Annotated in this window: 19 protein-coding genes and 1 other annotated feature; all 19 genes read left to right on the top strand. The window is 45.7% G+C overall.

Going from position 1 to position 19,897, the window contains the following annotated elements; genetic code table 11:
* Positions 1 to 15 precede the first annotated feature (15 nt).
* The gene (gltX, locus tag T3H97_RS23130; RefSeq protein ID WP_328800972.1) at positions 16 to 1,476 is read left to right on the top strand and encodes a glutamate--tRNA ligase; all 1,461 of its coding nucleotides are present in this window, start codon (positions 16 to 18) and stop codon (positions 1,474 to 1,476) included.
* A 486-nt stretch (positions 1,477 to 1,962) separates the two neighbouring features.
* Entirely contained in the window at positions 1,963 to 2,643 is a 681-nt protein-coding gene (cysE, locus tag T3H97_RS23125) for a serine O-acetyltransferase (protein WP_328800971.1), read from the top strand.
* A gap of 24 nt (positions 2,644 to 2,667) precedes the next feature.
* Entirely contained in the window at positions 2,668 to 4,071 is a 1,404-nt protein-coding gene (cysS, locus tag T3H97_RS23120; protein ID WP_328800970.1) for a cysteine--tRNA ligase, read from the top strand.
* Positions 4,068 to 4,526, top strand: coding sequence for a Mini-ribonuclease 3 (locus T3H97_RS23115; RefSeq protein WP_013312174.1), 459 nt, complete (start codon positions 4,068 to 4,070; stop codon positions 4,524 to 4,526). Before cysS ends, T3H97_RS23115 begins: the two co-directional genes overlap by 4 nt.
* Before the next feature lie 55 nt (positions 4,527 to 4,581).
* Positions 4,582 to 5,328, top strand: a complete 747-nt coding sequence (rlmB, locus tag T3H97_RS23110; RefSeq protein ID WP_328800969.1) for a 23S rRNA (guanosine(2251)-2'-O)-methyltransferase RlmB — start codon at positions 4,582 to 4,584, stop codon at positions 5,326 to 5,328.
* A gap of 4 nt (positions 5,329 to 5,332) precedes the next feature.
* Positions 5,333 to 5,854, top strand: a complete 522-nt coding sequence (locus T3H97_RS23105) for an NYN domain-containing protein (protein WP_328800968.1) — start codon at positions 5,333 to 5,335, stop codon at positions 5,852 to 5,854.
* A 162-nt stretch (positions 5,855 to 6,016) separates the two neighbouring features.
* Complete coding sequence (sigH, locus tag T3H97_RS23100; RefSeq protein ID WP_016324748.1) at positions 6,017 to 6,661, top strand: RNA polymerase sporulation sigma factor SigH; 645 nt, start codon at positions 6,017 to 6,019, stop codon at positions 6,659 to 6,661.
* 334 nt (positions 6,662 to 6,995) lie between these two features.
* The gene (rpmG, locus tag T3H97_RS23095) at positions 6,996 to 7,145 is read left to right on the top strand and encodes a 50S ribosomal protein L33 (protein ID WP_023990562.1); all 150 of its coding nucleotides are present in this window, start codon (positions 6,996 to 6,998) and stop codon (positions 7,143 to 7,145) included.
* Positions 7,146 to 7,165: 20 nt separating this feature from the next.
* Complete coding sequence (gene secE, locus T3H97_RS23090; RefSeq protein WP_013312170.1) at positions 7,166 to 7,357, top strand: preprotein translocase subunit SecE; 192 nt, start codon at positions 7,166 to 7,168, stop codon at positions 7,355 to 7,357.
* Between the two features lie 22 nt (positions 7,358 to 7,379).
* Positions 7,380 to 7,913: a transcription termination/antitermination protein NusG gene (gene nusG / locus T3H97_RS23085; protein ID WP_007432596.1), complete on the top strand. Its 534-nt coding sequence runs from the start codon at positions 7,380 to 7,382 to the stop codon at positions 7,911 to 7,913.
* A gap of 73 nt (positions 7,914 to 7,986) precedes the next feature.
* On the top strand, positions 7,987 to 8,412 hold the full coding sequence (gene rplK, locus T3H97_RS23080; protein ID WP_007432595.1) for a 50S ribosomal protein L11: 426 nt from the start codon (positions 7,987 to 7,989) through the stop codon (positions 8,410 to 8,412).
* A gap of 87 nt (positions 8,413 to 8,499) precedes the next feature.
* Complete coding sequence (gene rplA, locus T3H97_RS23075) at positions 8,500 to 9,192, top strand: 50S ribosomal protein L1 (RefSeq protein ID WP_013312169.1); 693 nt, start codon at positions 8,500 to 8,502, stop codon at positions 9,190 to 9,192.
* A gap of 68 nt (positions 9,193 to 9,260) precedes the next feature.
* Positions 9,261 to 9,412 (top strand) — a sequence feature (ribosomal protein L10 leader region).
* 74 nt (positions 9,413 to 9,486) lie between these two features.
* Complete coding sequence (gene rplJ, locus T3H97_RS23070; RefSeq protein ID WP_013312168.1) at positions 9,487 to 9,990, top strand: 50S ribosomal protein L10; 504 nt, start codon at positions 9,487 to 9,489, stop codon at positions 9,988 to 9,990.
* A 68-nt stretch (positions 9,991 to 10,058) separates the two neighbouring features.
* Positions 10,059 to 10,424: a 50S ribosomal protein L7/L12 gene (rplL, locus tag T3H97_RS23065; RefSeq protein WP_010348819.1), complete on the top strand. Its 366-nt coding sequence runs from the start codon at positions 10,059 to 10,061 to the stop codon at positions 10,422 to 10,424.
* A gap of 148 nt (positions 10,425 to 10,572) precedes the next feature.
* A complete protein-coding gene (locus tag T3H97_RS23060) occupies positions 10,573 to 11,175 on the top strand; it encodes a class I SAM-dependent methyltransferase (protein ID WP_134903067.1) in 603 nt (200 codons plus the stop codon).
* Positions 11,176 to 11,530: 355 nt separating this feature from the next.
* Positions 11,531 to 15,076 (top strand): DNA-directed RNA polymerase subunit beta, encoded by a 3,546-nt coding sequence (gene rpoB, locus T3H97_RS23055; RefSeq protein ID WP_061831396.1) that lies wholly within the window; start codon positions 11,531 to 11,533, stop codon positions 15,074 to 15,076.
* Positions 15,077 to 15,216: 140 nt separating this feature from the next.
* Positions 15,217 to 18,831, top strand: a complete 3,615-nt coding sequence (rpoC, locus tag T3H97_RS23050; RefSeq protein WP_029514492.1) for a DNA-directed RNA polymerase subunit beta' — start codon at positions 15,217 to 15,219, stop codon at positions 18,829 to 18,831.
* 220 nt (positions 18,832 to 19,051) lie between these two features.
* Positions 19,052 to 19,303 (top strand): ribosomal L7Ae/L30e/S12e/Gadd45 family protein, encoded by a 252-nt coding sequence (locus T3H97_RS23045; RefSeq protein ID WP_007432588.1) that lies wholly within the window; start codon positions 19,052 to 19,054, stop codon positions 19,301 to 19,303.
* 144 nt (positions 19,304 to 19,447) lie between these two features.
* Positions 19,448 to 19,870, top strand: a complete 423-nt coding sequence (gene rpsL, locus T3H97_RS23040) for a 30S ribosomal protein S12 (RefSeq protein WP_007432587.1) — start codon at positions 19,448 to 19,450, stop codon at positions 19,868 to 19,870.
* The last annotated feature ends 27 nt before the right edge of the window (positions 19,871 to 19,897 follow it).

The raw sequence follows: 19,897 nt of genomic DNA, 5'->3' as shown, positions 1-19,897 counted from the left end.
TTTGGAGGAGATTATATGAGCACGGAAGTTCGTGTACGCTATGCACCAAGCCCTACAGGGCATCTGCACATTGGAAATGCCAGAACGGCATTATTTAATTATTTGTTTGCTCGCAATCAAGGTGGAAAATTTATTATTCGTATCGAAGACACAGATGTGAAGCGCAATATTGAGGGCGGAGAAGAAAGCCAACTTAAATATTTGAAATGGTTGGGTATGGACTGGGATGAGAGCGTAGACGTGGGAGGCGAGTTTGGACCTTATCGTCAGACGGAACGCTTGGACATATATAAAACGTACTGGCAGGATTTGCTGGATCGTGGTTTGGCTTATCGCTGTTACTGCACTGAAGAAGAGCTGGAGCGCGAGCGTGAAGAGCAGACGGAACGTGGGGAGACACCACGCTATTCTGGAAAACATCGTGATCTAACAGAAGAACAGTGCCAGGCATTTGAAGCAGAGGGCCGTGTACCAAGTATTCGTTTTCGTGTACCGGAAGATCGTGAATATACGTTTGACGATATCGTTAAAGGTCAAATTACGTTCAATTCCAAGGAAAGCGGCGATTTTGTTATCGTCAAAAAAGACGGTATTCCGACATATAACTTCGCTGTAGCGGTTGACGATTATTTGATGAAAATATCGCATGTACTACGGGGCGAAGACCATGTTTCCAATACTCCGCGGCAGTTGATGATCTTTGAAGCTCTCGGCTGGGAACCGCCACGCTTTGGTCATATGACGCTGATCGTAGGCGAGGATCACAAGAAGCTCAGTAAGCGTAACGAATCCATTATTCAGTTCATGGAGCAGTATGACAAGTTGGGCTATTTGCCGGAGGCTATATTCAATTTTATTGCATTGCTAGGATGGTCCCCTGAAGGCGAAGAAGAGATCTATGATCGGGAACAACTGATTTCGATTTTCGATCCTAATCGTTTGTCCAAAAGTCCAGCTGTATTTGATACAAATAAGCTTGCTTACCTGAACAATCATTATATTAAAAAGGCTGATCCTGAGCGAATTGCCAGCATGGCGATTCCACATCTCCAGGCAGCGGGGCTGTTGCCGACTGAACTGTCTGCGGAACAACTGGATTGGGCTAAGGCCCTTGTTCGCTTATACCAGGAACAGATGACTTCTGCGTCCGATATTGTAACGTTGTCTGAGTTGTTTTTCCGTTCACATCTGGAACTGGATGCTGATGCAGCAGCTGTATTGGCCGAAGAGCAGGTTCCTGAGGTACTTAGAGCTTTTGCAGCTAAAGTTGAAACGAGTGAGGAATTTACAGCTCCACAAATGGCTAAGCTGATCAAAGAAGTTCAAAAGGAAACCGGTTTTAAGGGAAAACAATTATTCATGCCGATTCGTGTGGCTCTTACAGGCCAAACGCATGGACGGGATCTGAATGAAACCATCTTTTTGCTCGGACGTGACAAGGTACTGGATCGTCTCAAGGCACAAATTAAAGGCTGATATTTCTTGTCAATTTGTTGTCTTTTCGCTATAATGACTCCATTGATACAGATTGATATTTACGTGTAAAGGCTGCGAACAGGAGAAGTACACTGCATATGGGCATCTGCCAGAGAGGACGGTCGAGGGAAACCCCAGGCTGAGAACCGTCCAGATGACCTGCAGAGGAAATGCGCCTGGGAGCCGTGCGCCCGAACTCTCATTAGCATCAAATGCTGATGTGACAAGGGCGTGCCGATTCGTTCCCGTTACAGGACGCCAAAGACGGACTGTCTGCTTTTTATGCAGCAGATATGTTCGAAGCAGAGTGGGACCACGTTCATGCGTCTCTGCAGCTTAGGCTGCGGAGGCGCTTTTTCTTTTTTATCAGACTCAGACTCGTTATAGATAGAAAAATGTCGAAGAGTGCTGGTGGATGCGAAAATTGGCGGAACGTGAAGTGTTGTGATGATGCGGCAAGGATATGAAGGGAATAGGGAGGGCGACATGTTCAGACATTTCAAATCCGACATTCAGACTGTTTTGGATAATGATCCGGCCGCCCGGAGTAAGCTGGAGGTCATTTTTACGTATTCCGGTGTTCATGCCCTTTGGGCACACCGAATCGCACATTGGTTTTATTTGCGAAACTGGTGTACTCTAGCCCGTGTTATATCCCAGGTATCGAGGTTTATGACAGGCATTGAAATTCATCCTGGCGCTCGTATCGGAGATCGGCTGTTCATTGACCATGGCATGGGAGTTGTCATCGGGGAAACCTGTGAAATTGGCGACGATGTCGTATTGTATCAGGGGGTCACACTCGGCGGGACTGGGAAAGAGAAAGGGAAGCGCCATCCGACCATTGGGAATAATGTTGTTATCGGCTCTGGTGCGAAGATATTGGGCTCTTTCACGATTGGGGCACAATCCAACATTGGCTCCAACTCGGTTGTGCTCAAAGAAGTTCCACCAAACAGTACGGTGGTGGGCATCCCGGGGCGAGTTGTCAGACAGGATGGTAGGCGTCCAGATCGACTTAGTCATCAATTGCCTGATCCGGTTGTGGATTCTATGCGAGAACTTCAACGGGAAATAGAACGTTTGCGTGCAGAAATGTCTGATTTGAAGGATGGGGCATCCGCTCAGAAACATCAGGTGACCCAAGAGAATAGATTAGAAAAATGATTTTCATGAGGGAGGAACATAACAATGCCGCTTCAAATTTATAATACAATGACGAGGAGTCGGGAGCCCTTTGTGCCACTGGAGCCTGGAAAGGTTAAAATGTATGTATGCGGACCTACCGTGTATGATTACATTCATATTGGCAATGCACGGCCTGTAATTGTATTTGACGTGGTGCGCAGCTACCTGGAGTACTTGGGCTATGATGTAAACTATGTGGTGAATTTTACAGATGTTGATGATAAACTAATCCGCAAAGCTCGGGAACTTGATATGGATGTTTCAGCAGTTTCTGAGAAATTTATTGCTGCCTACCATGAGGATCTGGCAGGATTGAATGTTCCTGCTGCCAGCATGAACCCTCGTGTAACGGAGAGTATGGACCTGATTATTGATTTTATTAAGGAATTGGTAGACAAGGACTATGCCTATGAGAATGATGGCGATGTGTTCTATCGAACCAAAAAGTTCAAAGATTACGGACAACTGTCAGGTCAAAATCTGGAAGAGCTTCAATTCGGAATTCGCATCAATGTGGATGAACGTAAGGAAAATGCTGAGGACTTTGTACTCTGGAAGGCAGCGAAACCGGGCGAAGTTTATTGGTCGAGCCCTTGGGGAGATGGACGACCAGGCTGGCATATCGAATGTTCTGCTATGGCTCGCCATTATTTGGGGGATACACTGGATATTCATGGGGGCGGACAGGATCTGCAATTTCCGCATCATGAATGTGAATGTGCACAATCCGAAGTGATCACGGGTAAGCCATTATCTCGCTACTGGATGCATAACGGCTATATTCGCATAGATAATGAAAAAATGTCGAAATCACTCGGTAATGGTATTTTGGTTAAAGAATTACGCGCTCATCACAAGCCGGAGGCTTTACGTTATTTTATGTTGTCGACGCATTACCGGAATCCGTTGAACTACACCCAAGAGACTATGAGTCAGGCGGAGAACAGTGTCGAGCGGATCGCCAATGCAGTTGCCAATGTGAAGCATCGTTTAGCTAATGCGCTGAAAGGCAATGGGGAAGTATCGACGGAACTGAAAACGAAGCTCGGCGGAATTTTGCAGCAGTTTGGCGAAAAAATGAATGATGATTTCAATACACCTGATGCGATTACTGCTGTATTTGATTGGGTTAGCGAAGCAAATCATTTGTTGCAGCGAGATGTTGTAAGTCAGGCGGAATTACAAGCTGTATTGCATACCTTCCATTCGATGAATAACGTACTTCGCATTTATTCGGAACCGAGTGAAGAGTTGCTGGATGACGAAATTGAGCAGTTAATTGCAGAACGTGTCGAAGCTCGTAAGACCAAAAACTGGAGTAGAGCTGACGAAATTCGCGATCTGTTGGCTGCAAAAGGCATTGTGCTTGAAGATACGGCGCAGGGTATGCGGTGGCGGCGAAAATGAGTGATAAGCCACTGAACTCAGAAGCATCGGAAGGTACGGGGAACTGGTTCCCGTACCCTGCGTCCAAGCCAGCTCGTTTGATGCCCCCCATTGCACTAGCTTACATTGGTGATGCAGTGTACGAGGTAGCTGTCCGGCAATATTTGTTGGCACAGCCTAACCTGCGTCCAAATCATCTGCATCGGCGAGCCACAGGGCTAGTCTCCGCCAAGGCGCAGAGCCGCATGTTGGGACTATTGGAAAAGGTACTGACGGAAGAAGAACGCGATATTGTCCGACAAGGAAGAAATGCTAAATCAGGAAGTTTGCCCAAAAATGCTGATGTGCTTGAGTATCGTCATGCCACTGCACTGGAAGGGTTAATTGGATCTCTTTATTGTGATGGACATTTGGACAGATTAAGAGAGTTGATTACGTTCGGAATTGCACAAATGGAAAATACAGAAAAATCATAATTGGGAACGGACTGTATGGAACAAGCATCGGCCGTTTCCCGGGAGGAAGCTAGAGATGGAAGAAGAATGGATTGCCGGTAAGCATTCGGTAACGGAGGCATTACGTTCAGGCAGAACGATAAATAAAATATGGATTGCGGATAATGCACAAAAACATTTGACACTGCCGATTACAGCTGAGGCGAAAAAAGCAGGAATCATTGTTTTGCAGGTGGACAAGCGTAAGCTAGATCAAATGGTTCCGGGCATTCAGCATCAGGGAGTGGTCGCGCAAGCTGCGCCTTTTGCCTATGTTGAAGTGGAAGAATTGCTCGCTACTGCTCGTGATAAGGGAGAAGAGCCGTTTTTGATTTTGCTGGATGAGATTGAAGACCCTCATAATTTGGGCTCCATCCTTCGTACAGCGGACTGCACTGGAGCACATGGTGTTATTGTGCCGAAAAGGCGCTCTGCAGCTGTAACTGTAACAGTGTCCAAAACATCGGCAGGTGCTGTGGAGTACGTCCCGGTGGCGCGTGTAAACAATCTGGGACAAACCATTGATCGTCTTAAAGAAGAAGGTGTATGGGTAGTTGGCACGGATGTTACAGCGACAGACCCTGTCTTTGGGAATGGAGTATTCACAGGACCTGTAGCCATTGTCATTGGTAACGAAAATAAAGGAATGGGCCGTTTGATCCGTGAGAAATGTGATGTACTCGTCAAGCTGCCAATGGTGGGGGAAATCAATTCCCTTAATGCTTCTGTAGCTGCGGGCGTTGTCATGTACGAAGTATTGCGCGGACGACAGGCACGGGGCTAATAATATGGCTGACACGCGGGATGTTCTGCTTGTGGACGGTTACAACATGATTGGAGCCTGGCCCGAACTTTCCGCACTGGTACAATCTGGTATGCAGGAAGCGAGGGACAGACTTCTTGAACGACTGGCGGATCATCAGGCGTATTCCGGCAGAAGAGTCATCGTCGTATTTGATGCTTACAGGGTGCCAGGATTAGGTAAAACTTTTGCTCAGAGCAAAGTCCAAATTTATTTTACCAGAGAAAAAGAAACTGCTGATGAGTGCATCGAGCGATTGGTTCGGGAGCTGAGCAGTAAAAGAAGAAGTATTTACGTAGCGACAAGCGATCAGGTAGAGCAACATGTCGCATTTGGACAAGGTGCACTCAGGATGTCGGCGCGGGAATTACTGATCGAGATTGAGGAATCCGAGAGGGAAGTGCAGAAGCGAATCCAGCAGGATAGTGCCAAAATGTCCCGTAACTCGCTAGATGCCAAACTGAGTCCGGAGCTTCGAAAGTTGTTTGAACGATGGAGAAGAGAATAAACCAATAATTGGACACCCGTCCATTTTGAAACCATTGACAATTTTGTTAGCGCTCTTCTTTTTTAGGTTGTTGTGGTTGACGGTATCAGGTTACATCGCGTATACTTGTCGTATATTTGAGAGAGTAACGGGTACCTTGCGTTGCAGCCGGAGGGATTGTTAGTGAGTGTGGACCTCAAGGATATCATGTTGTCAAAGTTTGATTACAAAAATGATGAAGACATTGTCGGAGCAGTCCATGAAGGTGATGGGGAAGCGCTGGAGTTTCTGATTAACAAATACCGGAACTTTGTGCGGGCCAAGGCCAGATCCTACTTCCTGATTGGTGCTGATCGCGAAGATATTATTCAGGAGGGCATGATTGGTCTCTACAAATCCATTCGTGATTTTAAGGGAGACAAGCTTGCTTCGTTCAAGGCTTTCGCCGAGTTGTGCATTACACGACAGATTATTACGGCAATTAAGACAGCTACACGACAAAAGCACATTCCTCTGAACTCTTACGTATCTCTGGACAAGCCCATCTATGATGAAGAGTCAGACCGGACGTTGCTCGATGTGATTTGCGGAACACAAGTAAGTGACCCTGAAGAGCTGATAATCAATCAGGAAGAGTTTGTGGGCCTTGAGGACAAGATGTCCGAGATTCTGAGCGAGCTGGAACGCAAGGTACTTATGTTGTATCTAGACGGACGTTCGTATCAGGAGATTGCAGAGGATCTTGACCGCCATGTGAAATCCATTGATAACGCGCTGCAACGGGTCAAGCGTAAACTTGAAAAGTATCTGGAAGTAAGAGATAGTTGAAAGTAGAGTCCGACAGGGAAAAGGCTCGAGTCCGAGTCTTTTTTTATTCGTTATAGGTAGGCTATGCAGGTTTATAAGTGTTACAAATGATTTATACTAAAAAAGATGAATAATAGATATCGCCTTGATTTTTGAAACAGCTTCTCAGAGAACAGTTTTAAAGGATGCACAGATGTTAAAATGCACCACAGCCGGGACTGCGAATTGTATACAAACATTCGTTGACATGGAAAACCCCGTGTGATAAAGTGTTTTAGGTAGGCCTAAATTCGCGGTTTTTTTTAGGATCAATTATGAGACTTCCGGTGTTGGATGTCTTCGGGAGGTGCACATCATGCGGGTAATTATTACTTTGGCTTGTACAACATGCAAACAAAGAAATTACACAACGACTAAAAACAAGCGTAATCACCCCGACCGCATGGAGATGAAGAAATTCTGTAAGTCCTGTAACGAACAGACTTCTCATCGGGAAACCAGATAGTTTTTGGAGGTGTAGTCGGCGTGAAACGCAGTTTCAAGTCTCTGTTTTCCTTTTTCTCTGAAAGCTGGGCTGAACTCAAGAAGGTTCGCTGGCCCAATCGTAAAGAACTGACCAACTATACGTTGATTGTCATAGGGACAATTGCGTTCGTCACGATTTATTTTTGGGTTCTCGATATCGGCATTTCCGCTGTGATCGAAGCGATTATCTAGGAAGGGTTCCAGGTGGCTTGATATGGAAAAAAGATGGTACGTCGTTCATACCTATTCAGGGTATGAGAACAAAGTCAAAGCCAATTTGGAAAAACGCGTTGAGTCCATGGGCATGGAAGACAAGATATTCCGTGTTCTTGTTCCTATGGAAGAAGAACTGGTAACCAAGGACGGTAAGAAAAAAACCGTTATGCGTAAAGTCTACCCTGGTTATGTCTTAGTCGAAATGGTCCAAACCGACGACTCTTGGTATGTTGTACGCAATACACCAGGTGTTACGGGATTTGTAGGGTCGACAGGCTCGGGTTCCAAACCGACGCCATTGCTTCCAGAAGAAGTTGAACAAATTCTGAAGCATATGGGCATGGTAGAGCCGAAACCGAAGATTGAATTCGATGTTAAGGAATCCGTGCGAATTAAAGTTGGTCCTTTTGCGAATTTTGTGGGCTCCGTGGAAGAAATTTTGGTTGAGAAGAGCAAGCTTAAGGTTCACGTCAACATGTTTGGACGGGAAACCCCGCTTGAGTTGGATTATACTCAAGTGGAGAAAATATAGATTTTTCTTACAGGTTTCTTGTGGGAGGATCGATAGGTCCGTCTACCACTATTGAGTCAAGGAGGTGTCATCCATGGCAAAAAAGGTAATTAAAATGGTAAAACTGCAGATCCCTGCAGGGAAAGCTAATCCAGCGCCTCCAGTAGGTCCAGCTTTGGGTCAAGCAGGTGTCAACATCATGGCATTCTGTAAAGAGTTCAATGCTCGTACTGCTGATCAAGCAGGCCTGATTATTCCGGTTGAAATTTCGGTATTTGAGGATCGTTCTTTTACGTTCATCACCAAAACTCCACCGGCTGCTGTTCTGTTGAAAGTTGCTGCTAAAATCGAAAAAGGTTCCGGTGAACCGAATAAAACGAAAGTTGCAACTGTAAATCGCGCTGCTGTTCGTCAAATTGCAGAGCAAAAAATGCCTGACCTTAACGCAGCTTCCGTAGAATCGGCAATGCGTATGGTTGAAGGTACTGCTCGCAGCATGGGTATCACCATCGTAGATTAATTTTATTAATCTACGTGTGCCGGCAGTTTGACTGTCCGGCAAGTGTGGGAGGAATATCCGCTAATACCACATAAGGAGGAAAACATTATGGCTAAACATGGTAAGAAGTACCTGGAAGCTGCTAAGCTGATTGACAGCGAAGCAACTTACGAGCCTTTAGAAGCCGTTGAACTGGTGAAAAAGGCTGCGACTGCTAAATTCGACGAAACCGTTGAAGCGGCAGTTCGTCTGGGCGTAGATTCCCGTAAACAAGACCAGGCTGTTCGTGGTGTTGTTGTCCTGCCGCATGGTACGGGTAAAACACAACGCGTTCTGGTATTTGCAAAAGGTGACAAAGTGAAAGAAGCGGAAGCGGCTGGCGCTGATTTTGTTGGCGATCAAGATATGATCAACAAAATCCAACAAGGCTGGTTCGAATTCGACGTCTGCGTTGCGACACCTGATATGATGAGTGAGGTTGGTAAACTGGGTCGTTTGCTCGGTGGTAAAGGTTTGATGCCTAACCCTAAAGCAGGCACAGTTACTTTCGACGTTGCCAAGGCTGTTCAAGAAATTAAAGCCGGTAAAATCGAATACCGTCTCGACAAAGCCGGTCAAATTCATGCGCCAATCGGCAAAGCTTCCTTCAGTGCTGAACAGCTGAACGAGAATCTTAAAGCTTTGGTTGAAGCCTTGAACCGTGCGAAGCCAGCGGCTGCTAAAGGTGTATACCTGAAAAACATCGCTATTTCTTCGACTATGGGACCAAGTGCACGTGTGAACGCATCTGTTTACAGATAATATTTTGATTGACACACTCAATCAAATTTGTTATTCTATAAAAGTTGTGAGTCCTTGTGACTGACCATTAAAGTTGAATATGCTTACCGTAGACAGTAGGTGCCTTTGGGCTTAATTTCCTACCGAGGTGTTATGATAGAACGTTTCATGTGACGGGCTTGTCCCGTCCATGTAGATTTATCAAGCCTTCGTACTCTACGGAGGCTTTTTTCATGCTTATGAAAGCAAGCTTTGTAAGATCACCAGATCGGGTGCTTCGAACAAAGCGGATAAATTGATCAGGAGGTGTACAGTTTGGCAAATGCAAAGGTGATTCAAGCAAAACAAGAAGCTGTTGAAGTTGTAGCTGCAAAATTGCGCGAGAGCGTAACAACTGTGGTTGCAGACTATCGCGGTCTGAATGTTGCCCAAGTAACTGAGCTGCGTAAGCAGCTTCGCGAAGCCGGAATCGAATTTCAAGTGCTGAAAAACACACTGCTCCGCCGTGCAACTGCGGCAGCAGAATTGACTGAACTGGACGCAGTATTGACAGGTCCTACTGCAATCGCGTTCGGCAAAGATGATGCAGTGTCTGCAGCTAAAATCTTGAACGATTTCGCTAAGAAGAACAATGCACTGGAACTGAAAGGTGCAGTTGTAGAAGGTCGCGTTATCGGTGTTGAGGAAATCAAAGCACTGGCAGAACTGCCATCCCGCGAAGGTCTCCTTTCCATGCTCCTCAGCGTGCTTCAAGCTCCTGTGCGCAACTTCGCGCTTGCAGTTAAAGCTGTTGCAGAAAAAGAAGAGCAAAGCGCATAAGTTAGGGATTAAACCTGCTGTATAGCAGTTGAGAACAAAAAAATAAGAATTTAAATGGAGGTTCAACCATGAGTAAAGAGCAAATCTTGGAAGCAATTAAAGGTATGTCCGTATTGGAACTGAACGATCTCGTGAAAGCAATCGAAGAAGAATTCGGCGTAACTGCAGCAGCTCCAGTAGCTGTAGCAGGTGGCGCAGCAGGTGGCGCAGCTGAAGCTGAGCAATCCGAGTTCGACGTAATCTTGACAAGCGCTGGCGCTTCCAAAATCAACGTTATCAAAGCAGTTCGCGAAATCACAGGTCTTGGTCTGAAAGAAGCAAAAGAACTGGTTGACAACGCTCCAAAACCGCTGAAAGAAAAAATCGCAAAAGAAGAAGCTGAATCCATTAAAGCAAAATTGGAAGAAGCAGGCGCTTCTGTAGAAGTAAAATAATTGACTGCTTTCTAGCAGACAATGAACTAAAACAAACCCCTTGAGGTGATCTTCAAGGGGTTTGTTGCTGTAAAACGGTAGTACCAGCATGTCTGAAAGGTTATTGTAAAGGCTATGATGGTAGTACAACCGAAAGAGGTGGGCATGAATGGCTGATCATTATTACTCCAAGCGGCCAGAGACGGCGCATGAACGACGGAGCCTGGAAACAGTGCTGCGGGGGCGGTCATACCGTTTTGCCAGCGATTCAGGTGTTTTTTCGAAGCAGGGAATTGATTACGGGAGTCGTGTGCTGATTGAAGCGATGCAGCTTCCTGCACAAGCCTCAGTATTGGATGTAGGATGCGGTTATGGGCCGATCGGTTTGGCGGCTGCTTCGCTTGTTCCAGAGGGGCACGTCACAATGGTTGATATTAATGAGCGAGCTGTTCAACTAGCGATAGAGAATGCGGAACGTAATGGGGTTAAGAACGTCACCATTAAGCAAAGCGATTTGTTTGCGGAAGTGAAGGATGAACGTTTTGACGTGATCTTGACGAATCCTCCTATACGTGCAGGAAAAGAAACGGTGCATACCATTTTTGAACTTGCTTATGAGCATTTAAACGAGGGTGGAGCTTTATGGGTAGTCATTCAGAAAAAGCAGGGGGCCCCTTCGGCGAGTGCTAAGATAGAGAACCTTTTCGGTCATGTAGAGGAAGTTACAAAGGATAAAGGTTATCGAATTTTGAAGGCTGAAAAAAGTTTTTAAGAAAATGCAATAGGACCATTGACTTGAATCCTGGTCTGTGATATTATTATAAAATGTCAGTATTAGGATGCCCTCCATGGCTTTAGTTTGTTGAAATGTCAATAGATTTATGCGTAGTAGGTATAGTATTTATCTCTATTACGTATAATACAACCATTTTGGGCAAATCTACAAGTGATGAAGATCTTCCAGTAAGAGGATTCTGCAGATACGGTGCTCTTTTTTCGAATGCATTCGAGTAAGGGCTTTTCTGTATTTGTAAGATTGAATCTTCTGTATGTGTCTTATTATAAGGTCACAAACAGAGGTTCGCAATGTATTTTTAAAGTGAGTAGACATGAGGGGTGAGTTTAAGTTGGCAGGACATCTTGTTCAATATGGTCGACGCACTCGGCGCAGTTATGCACGTATTAATGAGGTACTCGAGGTTCCGAACCTGATTGAGATCCAACAAAAATCCTATGATTGGTTTTTGGAGGAAGGATTACGGGAAATGTTTCGGGATATTTCTCCAATTCAGGATTTCACTGGAAATCTGATTCTGGAGTTTATCGACTATTCTCTCGGAGAACCCAAATATACCGTTGACGACGCAAAGGAACGCGACGTTACGTATGCAGCACCGCTTCGGGTAAAAGTCCGGCTTATTAATAAAGAAACCGGGGAAGTGAAAGAGCAGGAAGTATTCATGGGAGACTTCCCGCTGATGACTGAAACGGGTACGTTTATTATTAACGGTGCGGAACGGGTTATTGTCAGCCAGTTGGTTCGCTCTCCCAGCGTCTATTTCAGCACAAAAGTCGACAAGAATGCGAAAACAACATACACCGCAACGGTAATTCCTAACCGGGGGGCTTGGCTCGAACTGGAGATGGATGCGAAGGATATTATCTATGTCCGGATTGACCGTACCCGTAAAATTCCGGTTACGGTGTTGCTGCGTGCGCTGGGCTTTGGCACTGATGCTGAGATTCTGGATTTGCTCGGCAATGACGAATATATCCGCAACACACTTGATAAAGACAACACGGATTCCACCGAGAAAGCGCTGATTGAAATTTATGAGCGTCTTCGTCCGGGTGAGCCGCCTACACTGGATAACGCAAAGAGCTTGCTAGTTGCTCGTTTCTTTGATCCTAAACGTTATGATCTGGCCAACGTAGGCCGTTACAAAATCAATAAAAAGCTTCACATCAAAAACCGTTTGTTCAATCAACGACTTGCTGAGACTTTGATTGATACAACAACTGGTGAAATCATCGCTGAAGCCGGACAAATGGTGGATCGCCGCCTGTTGGACGAGATTTTGGCCCAATTGGAGGAATCAGTAGGACATCGTACGTATCATGTTGCGAGTGGTGTGCTAGAAAGCAATGATATTCCACTTCAAACGATCGATGTATTCTCACCAATTGAGGATGGTAAAGTAGTAAAACTGATTGCTAACGGAAATATTGATAAATCGGTTAAGAATATTACGCCTGCCGATATTATTTCCTCCATCAGTTATTTTATTAACTTGCTTCACGGAATCGGAAGTACGGACGATATTGACCATTTGGGTAACCGTCGTTTGCGTTCTGTAGGTGAGTTGCTCCAAAACCAGTTCCGTATCGGTTTGTCCCGTATGGAACGCGTGGTGCGTGAAAGAATGTCGATTCAGGATGCTAATGTAATTACGCCACAAGCGCTGATTAACATACGTCCAGTAATTGCTTCGATTAAAGAGTTCTTTGGTAGCTCGCAGCTGTCTCAGTTTATGGATCAGACGAACCCGCTTGCTGAATTAACGCACAAACGTCGTCTGTCCGCTCTCGGACCCGGCGGTTTGACGCGCGAACGCGCGGGCATGGAAGTGCGTGACGTCCATCCGAGTCACTACGGCCGCATGTGTCCTATCGAGACACCAGAGGGACCAAACATTGGTTTGATCAACTCTTTGTCCACTTTTGCACGCATTAACGAGTACGGATTTATCGAAGCTCCTTATCGTTGGGTAGATCCAAAAACCGGAAAAGTTACAGACCAGATTGATTACCTGACTGCTGATGAAGAAGATAACTACATCGTAGCTCAGGCGAATGCGGAATTGACGGAGGAAAACACCTTTAAGGATGAGGTTGTCATTGTCCGTTATAACAAACAGTCTGATAACATTATTCCGATGGCTAGTAGCCGTGTCGATTACATGGACGTATCGCCTAAACAGGTCGTATCAGTTGCGACTGCACTGATTCCGTTTCTGGAGAATGATGACTCTAACCGCGCATTGATGGGTTCCAACATGCAGCGTCAGGCTGTCCCACTTCTGATTCCGAAGTCTCCGTTGGTCGGAACAGGAATGGAGCACAAGTCTGCAAAAGATTCCGGTGTTTGCGTTGTATCCAAATACAACGGAGTTATCGAACGTTCTTCGGCTAACGAAATTTGGTTGCGTCGTATCGAAACTGTAGATGGCGCTGAAGTGAAAGGCGACATTGTTAAGTATAAATTACACAAATTTATGCGATCTAACCAAGGAACTTGCATCAACCAACGTCCGATTGTGAACAGAGGAGATATTGTCAAAGTTGGCGATATTCTTGCGGATGGTCCATCTACAGAGATGGGTGAGTTGGCGTTGGGACGTAACGTTGTCGTTGCCTTCATGACTTGGGAAGGTTACAACTACGAGGATGCGATCCTGCTGAGTGAGAAACTGGTTAAGGAAGATGTATACACCTCGATCCATATTGAGGAATACGAATCCGAGGCTCGTGACACGAAGCTTGGACCTGAAGAAATCACTCGCGACATTCCAAATGTCGGTGAAGAAGCGCTTCGCAACTTGGATGAGCGTGGAATCATTCGTATTGGTGCCGAAATTGGCGCAGGTGACATTCTCGTTGGTAAAGTAACACCTAAAGGTGTGACTGAATTGACAGCTGAAGAACGTCTCTTACACGCAATCTTTGGCGAGAAGGCACGCGAGGTTCGCGATACTTCTTTGAGAGTTCCTCACGGAACAGACGGGATTGTTGTAGATGTAAAGGTATTTACACGTGAAAATGGCGATGAACTGCCACCAGGTGTAAATCAGTTGGTTCGTGTATATATTGCTCAAAAACGTAAAATTTCCGAAGGCGATAAAATGGCTGGACGTCACGGTAACAAGGGTGTCGTTGCTCGTATTTTGCCTGAAGAAGATATGCCGTTCCTGCCGGATGGCACACCAGTACAGGTCGTTCTGAACCCGCTGGGCGTACCTTCACGGATGAACATCGGACAGGTGCTTGAAGTCCATCTGGGTATGGCTGCAATGCGTCTCGGTATTCATGTGGCAACTCCAGTATTCGATGGTGCCAAGGAGTATGACGTATTCGATACAATGGAAGAGGCAGGCATGCAGCGTAATGGTAAGACTGTGTTGTATGACGGACGTACGGGTGATCGTTTTGAACGTGAAGTTACTGTAGGTGTCATGCACATGATTAAACTGGCGCACATGGTCGATGATAAAATCCATGCTCGTTCTACAGGTCCTTACTCTCTCGTTACGCAACAACCATTGGGTGGTAAAGCTCAATTCGGTGGACAGCGCTTCGGGGAGATGGAAGTATGGGCATTGGAAGCCTACGGCGCGGCGTACACGCTTCAGGAAATTTTGACTGTGAAATCCGATGATGTGGTTGGACGTGTTAAAACTTACGAATCCATTGTCAAAGGTGAAAATGTACCTGAACCGGGTGTTCCAGAATCATTTAAGGTCTTGATCAAAGAGCTGCAAAGCTTGGGTATGGACGTGAAGATTCTGTCTGAAGACGAACAAGAGATCGAAATGAGAGAGCTTGATGATGAGGATGATACAACCGGCGATAAGCTGAGTTTGAATCTGGAAGGCTCTGAGGTTGGCGTAGAGTAGTTTGACTGCTGACTGACTCATATCAGCTTTGTTATATACCTTGATCCATTCTAGGATGGATCAGGTTTCTTGATACCGCCCGGTACTGCTGGGCGGTATCAAACCTAAAAACTCAGGATTTGGTTAAGGAGGGTTGCTCCTTGTTGGACGTTAACAATTTCGAATATATGAAAATCGGGCTTGCTTCCCCCGAAAAGATTCGTTCTTGGTCCCGCGGAGAAGTCAAAAAACCGGAGACGATTAACTATCGTACGCTTAAACCGGAAAAAGAAGGACTATTTTGCGAGAAAATTTTCGGACCTACGAAAGACTGGGAATGTCATTGCGGTAAGTACAAACGTGTACGTTATAAAGGTGTTGTCTGTGACCGTTGTGGAGTAGAAGTTACTCGCGCTAAGGTTCGCCGTGAGCGTATGGGCCATATTGAGTTGGCTGCTCCTGTATCGCACATTTGGTACTTTAAAGGCATTCCAAGTCGTATGGGTCTTGCTCTTGATATGTCTCCAAGATCTCTGGAAGAGATCATTTACTTCGCATCTTATGTAGTAACCGATCCAGGAGATACGCCTTTGGAGAAAAAGCAACTCCTGTCCGAGAAAGAATACCGTAGCTACCGTGAGAAATACGGCTATGGCTTCCAGGCAGGTATGGGTGCTGAAGCGGTTAAAAAGCTTCTTCAAGATTTGGATATAGACAAAGAGTTGGAATTCTTGAAAGAAGAGCTGCGTACAGCTCAAGGACAACGTCGTAACCGTGCAATCAAACGCCTTGAAGTTATTGAGGCATTCCGTAACTCCGGCAACCAACCGGATTGGATGATCATGGACGTACTTCCTGTTATTCCTCCTGAGCTTCGTCCAATGGTACAGTTGGATGGTGGTCGTTTCGCTACCTCTGACCTTAACGACTTGTATCGTCGTGTTATTAACCGTAATAACCGTCTAAAACGTCTGTTAGATCTAGGTGCGCCAGATATTATCGTACAAAATGAAAAACGGATGTTGCAGGAAGCTGTTGACGCCTTGATTGATAATGGTCGTCGTGGTCGTCCTGTTACAGGTCCAGGTAATCGTCCTTTGAAATCCCTCAGCCACATGCTGAAAGGTAAACAAGGACGTTTCCGTCAGAACTTGCTCGGAAAACGTGTTGACTACTCTGGTCGTTCCGTTATCGTTGTAGGTCCGTACTTGAAAATGTATCAATGCGGTTTGCCAAAAGAAATGGCACTGGAACTGTTCAAACCTTTTGTTATGAAAGAACTGGTGAACAAAGGTTTGGCGCACAATATCAAGAGCGCGAAACGTAAAGTAGAGCGTGTAAGTGCAGAAGTATGGGATGTGCTGGAAGAAGTAATCAAGGAGCATCCAGTTCTTCTGAACCGTGCCCCTACGCTGCATAGACTCGGTATCCAGGCGTTTGAACCGATTTTGGTTGAAGGCCGTGCGATTCGTCTGCATCCGCTCGTATGTACTGCATATAATGCCGACTTTGACGGTGACCAAATGGCTGTTCACGTTCCGTTGTCTGCGGAAGCCCAAGCTGAAGCTCGTTTGCTTATGCTAGCATCCGGCAATATTTTGAATCCGAAAGACGGCAAGCCAGTTGTTACACCTTCCCAGGATATGGTTCTTGGTTCTTTCTATCTGACTATGGATAACAAAGAAGAAGAAGGAAGCAATATGATCCTTCGCAACATGAATGAAGCTATATCGGCTTACCAACGTGGTACAGCTGGACTTCATGCTCGTGTAGCTATTCCGGTTAAAGCTTTGAATAAAACGAGCTTTACGGAAAAACAACAGGAAGCGATGTTGATCACAACAGTTGGTAAAATTATCTTTAATGAAATTTTCCCGGCAAGCTTCCCGTACATCAATGATGCTACCCGTGCGAACCTGCTTTATGGTACTGCGGAGGAGTTCTTTGTTTACGAGAAGGGTGTAAATCTTACAGAAGCCATTCAAAACGCTCCGCAAGCTAGCGGGGTAGGCAAGGATTACCTTGGTAATATCATTGCCCGTTGTTTTGAGACTTACCATACAACAGAAACAGCTGTAATTCTGGATAAAATCAAGCAGCTTGGCTTTACGTATTCCACTCGTGCAGGGGTAACCGTTGCTGTATCGGACGTAATCGTGCCGGTGGAAAAACAAGAGATTCTTAAGGGATCCGAAGACAAAGCGCAAGTTGTAACGAATCAGTACCGTCGTGGTCTGATTACGAATGAAGAACGCTATGACCGGATTATCGATATTTGGTCTAAAGCGAAAGATGATATTACCGAAGTATTGATGAAGTCCATGGATCGCTACAACTCCATCATGATGATGGTGGACTCCAAAGCGCGGGGCAACAAATCACAGATTACTCAGCTCGGCGGTATGCGTGGTCTGATGGCCAATCCATCCGGACGTATTATCGAACTCCCAATCAAATCAAACTTCCGTGAAGGTCTGACAGTACTCGAGTACTTCATCTCCACTCACGGAGCGCGTAAAGGTTTGGCGGATACAGCTCTTCGTACGGCTGACTCCGGTTACCTGACTCGTCGTCTCGTAGATGTGGCACAGGATGTTATCGTGCGCGAAGAAGACTGCGGAACGGATAAAGGCTTCACAGTAAGTCGTATCCAGGACGGTAAAGAAGTAATTGAGGATCTCTATGACCGTCTGGAAGGTCGCTATTGCTTTGAAACGGTACGTCATCCTGAGACTGGCGAGATTTTGGCTAGACGTAACGAATTGATTGACTCCGACAAAGCTGAAGCGATTGTTAAAGCTGGCGTACACAAAGTTCAAATACGTTCTGTATTAAGTTGCCGGGCTAAACATGGCGTCTGCAAGAAATGTTACGGTCGCAATCTGGCTACTGGTAAACACGTTGAGATTGGTGAAGCAGTTGGTATCATCGCTGCACAATCCATCGGTGAGCCAGGAACACAGCTTACTATGCGTACGTTCCACACAGGCGGCGTAGCGGGTGACGATATTACACAAGGTTTGCCTCGTATCCAGGAGCTTTTTGAAGCACGTAATCCTAAAGGTCAGGCAACGATTAGTGAAATTGACGGTACAGTTAAAGAAGTTCGTGAAGGTAAAGACCGCCGTGAGATCGACATACAGGGTGAAGCCGAAACGAAAACATACTCAGTAACGTATGGTTCCCGCCTGCGCGTAAGCGAAGGTATGACTGTTGAAGCTGGGGACGAACTGACGGATGGTTCGATTGATCCTAAAGAAATGTTGCGTATTAAAGGTATTCGCGGGGTACAGAACTATATCCTTCAGGAAGTTCAACGCGTATACCGGAACCAGGGCGTAGAAATCAACGACAAGCACGTAGAAGTTATGATTCGTCAAATGTTGCGTAAAATCCGTATCATTGATGCGGGCGACACGATCTTACTTCCAGGCTCCTTTGTTGATGTCCATGAGTATGAAAATGCAAACAAGATAGCGATTCTCAGCGGCCAAGAACCAGCGGTAGCCAAGCCGGTACTGCTCGGTATTACCAAGGCATCTCTGGAAACTGACTCCTTCTTGTCAGCAGCATCCTTCCAGGAAACTACTCGTGTCCTGACTGATGCAGCTATTAAAGGTAAGGTCGATCAGTTGCTTGGACTGAAAGAGAACGTAATTATTGGTAAATTGATTCCTGCGGGAACAGGTATGAACCGTTACCGTAGCGTGAAATTTGCCCAACCGGAAGAGGGGCAGTCTCCATCTGAGGAGCTCGAACCAATTTCGGCCGAGTAATATAAAAATAGTATGATTGCCGGAACACCGTAGACATAAGCTTTGCATAAAAGCTACAGCAGACGGTGCTCCGGTGCTTTTTTCAAAAAATTGAATCGTACTATTCTGTTTAAATGAATTATAGTTTATAATTGTCTTGACATTACTTATAGTCAATGCTAATATAGCAAAGGTGCGTGAGCAGCCTATATGCTATTGGGTCTTTTCGGAGGAATGAGATATGTCTAAAGAACAAGGACTGCAAGATGCTCATGTCAAAATCGGTACCAAACAAACCATTCGTATGGTAGAATTGGGCTTTGCCTCAGAAGTATATGTGGCAGAAGACGCAGATCAGCGTCTCACTTCCAACATCATTGCTTTGTGCAACAAGCAAGGAGTCAAAGTGACTCTCGTAGACACAATGAAAAATCTCGGAGCTGCATGTGGGATTGAAGTGGGAGCCGCAATGGCTGCTATCGTAAAACAATAGGGTAAGGAACGTTTTTGTCTAAGGAATTGTTATTCTTGGCGGCAAAGACTTTTCATTTGTTCTTTTATGAACCGCCTGGGTCTGTGGGCTTAGATAAGGTTTGTAAAGTAACAGCAAAAATTGAGGAAGGGGGTGGCAACCAACATGCCAACTATTAACCAACTGGTTCGTAAAGGACGTCAAGCCAAAATCGAGAAATCGAAATCACCGGCTTTGCAAAAAGGTTTTAATGCCTTGAAACGTGAAGCTACCGACATCAGTGCCCCGCAAAAACGCGGAGTGTGCACTCGTGTAGGTACTATGACTCCGAAAAAACCAAACTCCGCACTTCGTAAATATGCTCGTGTTCGCTTGACGAACCGTGTAGAGGTGACTGCTTACATTCCAGGTATTGGACATAACCTTCAAGAACACAGCGTAGTGCTGATTCGCGGCGGTCGTGTAAAAGACCTTCCGGGTGTGCGTTACCACATCGTTCGCGGTGCTTTGGATACTGCAGGCGTAAACAACCGCATGCAAGCTCGTTCCAAATACGGCGCAAAACGCCCTAAAGCTAAAAAATCCTAATGAATATAAACCGCGTATGTCGGTTTA

Origin of the sequence: Paenibacillus sp. LX16 (genome assembly GCF_036252815.1) — a bacterium.
In the GTDB taxonomy this organism is placed as follows: domain Bacteria; phylum Bacillota; class Bacilli; order Paenibacillales; family Paenibacillaceae; genus Paenibacillus; species Paenibacillus polymyxa_B.
The sequence above is the reverse complement of the archived record's forward strand: the minus strand, read 5'-3'. Positions and strand labels throughout refer to the sequence as shown.

What these genes read in the sequence shown, in the direction of transcription:
- T3H97_RS23115 (WP_013312174.1), top strand. Translation starts at nt 4,068, where the DNA reads ATGAGTGATAAGCCACTGAACTCAGAAGCATCGGAAGGTACGGGGAAC.
- gltX (WP_328800972.1), top strand. Translation starts at nt 16, where the DNA reads ATGAGCACGGAAGTTCGTGTACGCTATGCACCAAGCCCTACAGGGCAT.
- rplL (WP_010348819.1), top strand. Translation starts at nt 10,059, where the DNA reads ATGAGTAAAGAGCAAATCTTGGAAGCAATTAAAGGTATGTCCGTATTG.
- T3H97_RS23060 (WP_134903067.1), top strand. Translation starts at nt 10,573, where the DNA reads ATGGCTGATCATTATTACTCCAAGCGGCCAGAGACGGCGCATGAACGA.
- nusG (WP_007432596.1), top strand. Translation starts at nt 7,380, where the DNA reads ATGGAAAAAAGATGGTACGTCGTTCATACCTATTCAGGGTATGAGAAC.
- cysE (WP_328800971.1), top strand. Translation starts at nt 1,963, where the DNA reads ATGTTCAGACATTTCAAATCCGACATTCAGACTGTTTTGGATAATGAT.
- cysS (WP_328800970.1), top strand. Translation starts at nt 2,668, where the DNA reads ATGCCGCTTCAAATTTATAATACAATGACGAGGAGTCGGGAGCCCTTT.
- rlmB (WP_328800969.1), top strand. Translation starts at nt 4,582, where the DNA reads ATGGAAGAAGAATGGATTGCCGGTAAGCATTCGGTAACGGAGGCATTA.
- rpsL (WP_007432587.1), top strand. Translation starts at nt 19,448, where the DNA reads ATGCCAACTATTAACCAACTGGTTCGTAAAGGACGTCAAGCCAAAATC.
- T3H97_RS23045 (WP_007432588.1), top strand. Translation starts at nt 19,052, where the DNA reads ATGTCTAAAGAACAAGGACTGCAAGATGCTCATGTCAAAATCGGTACC.
- rplA (WP_013312169.1), top strand. Translation starts at nt 8,500, where the DNA reads ATGGCTAAACATGGTAAGAAGTACCTGGAAGCTGCTAAGCTGATTGAC.
- rplK (WP_007432595.1), top strand. Translation starts at nt 7,987, where the DNA reads ATGGCAAAAAAGGTAATTAAAATGGTAAAACTGCAGATCCCTGCAGGG.
- rpmG (WP_023990562.1), top strand. Translation starts at nt 6,996, where the DNA reads ATGCGGGTAATTATTACTTTGGCTTGTACAACATGCAAACAAAGAAAT.
- T3H97_RS23105 (WP_328800968.1), top strand. Translation starts at nt 5,333, where the DNA reads ATGGCTGACACGCGGGATGTTCTGCTTGTGGACGGTTACAACATGATT.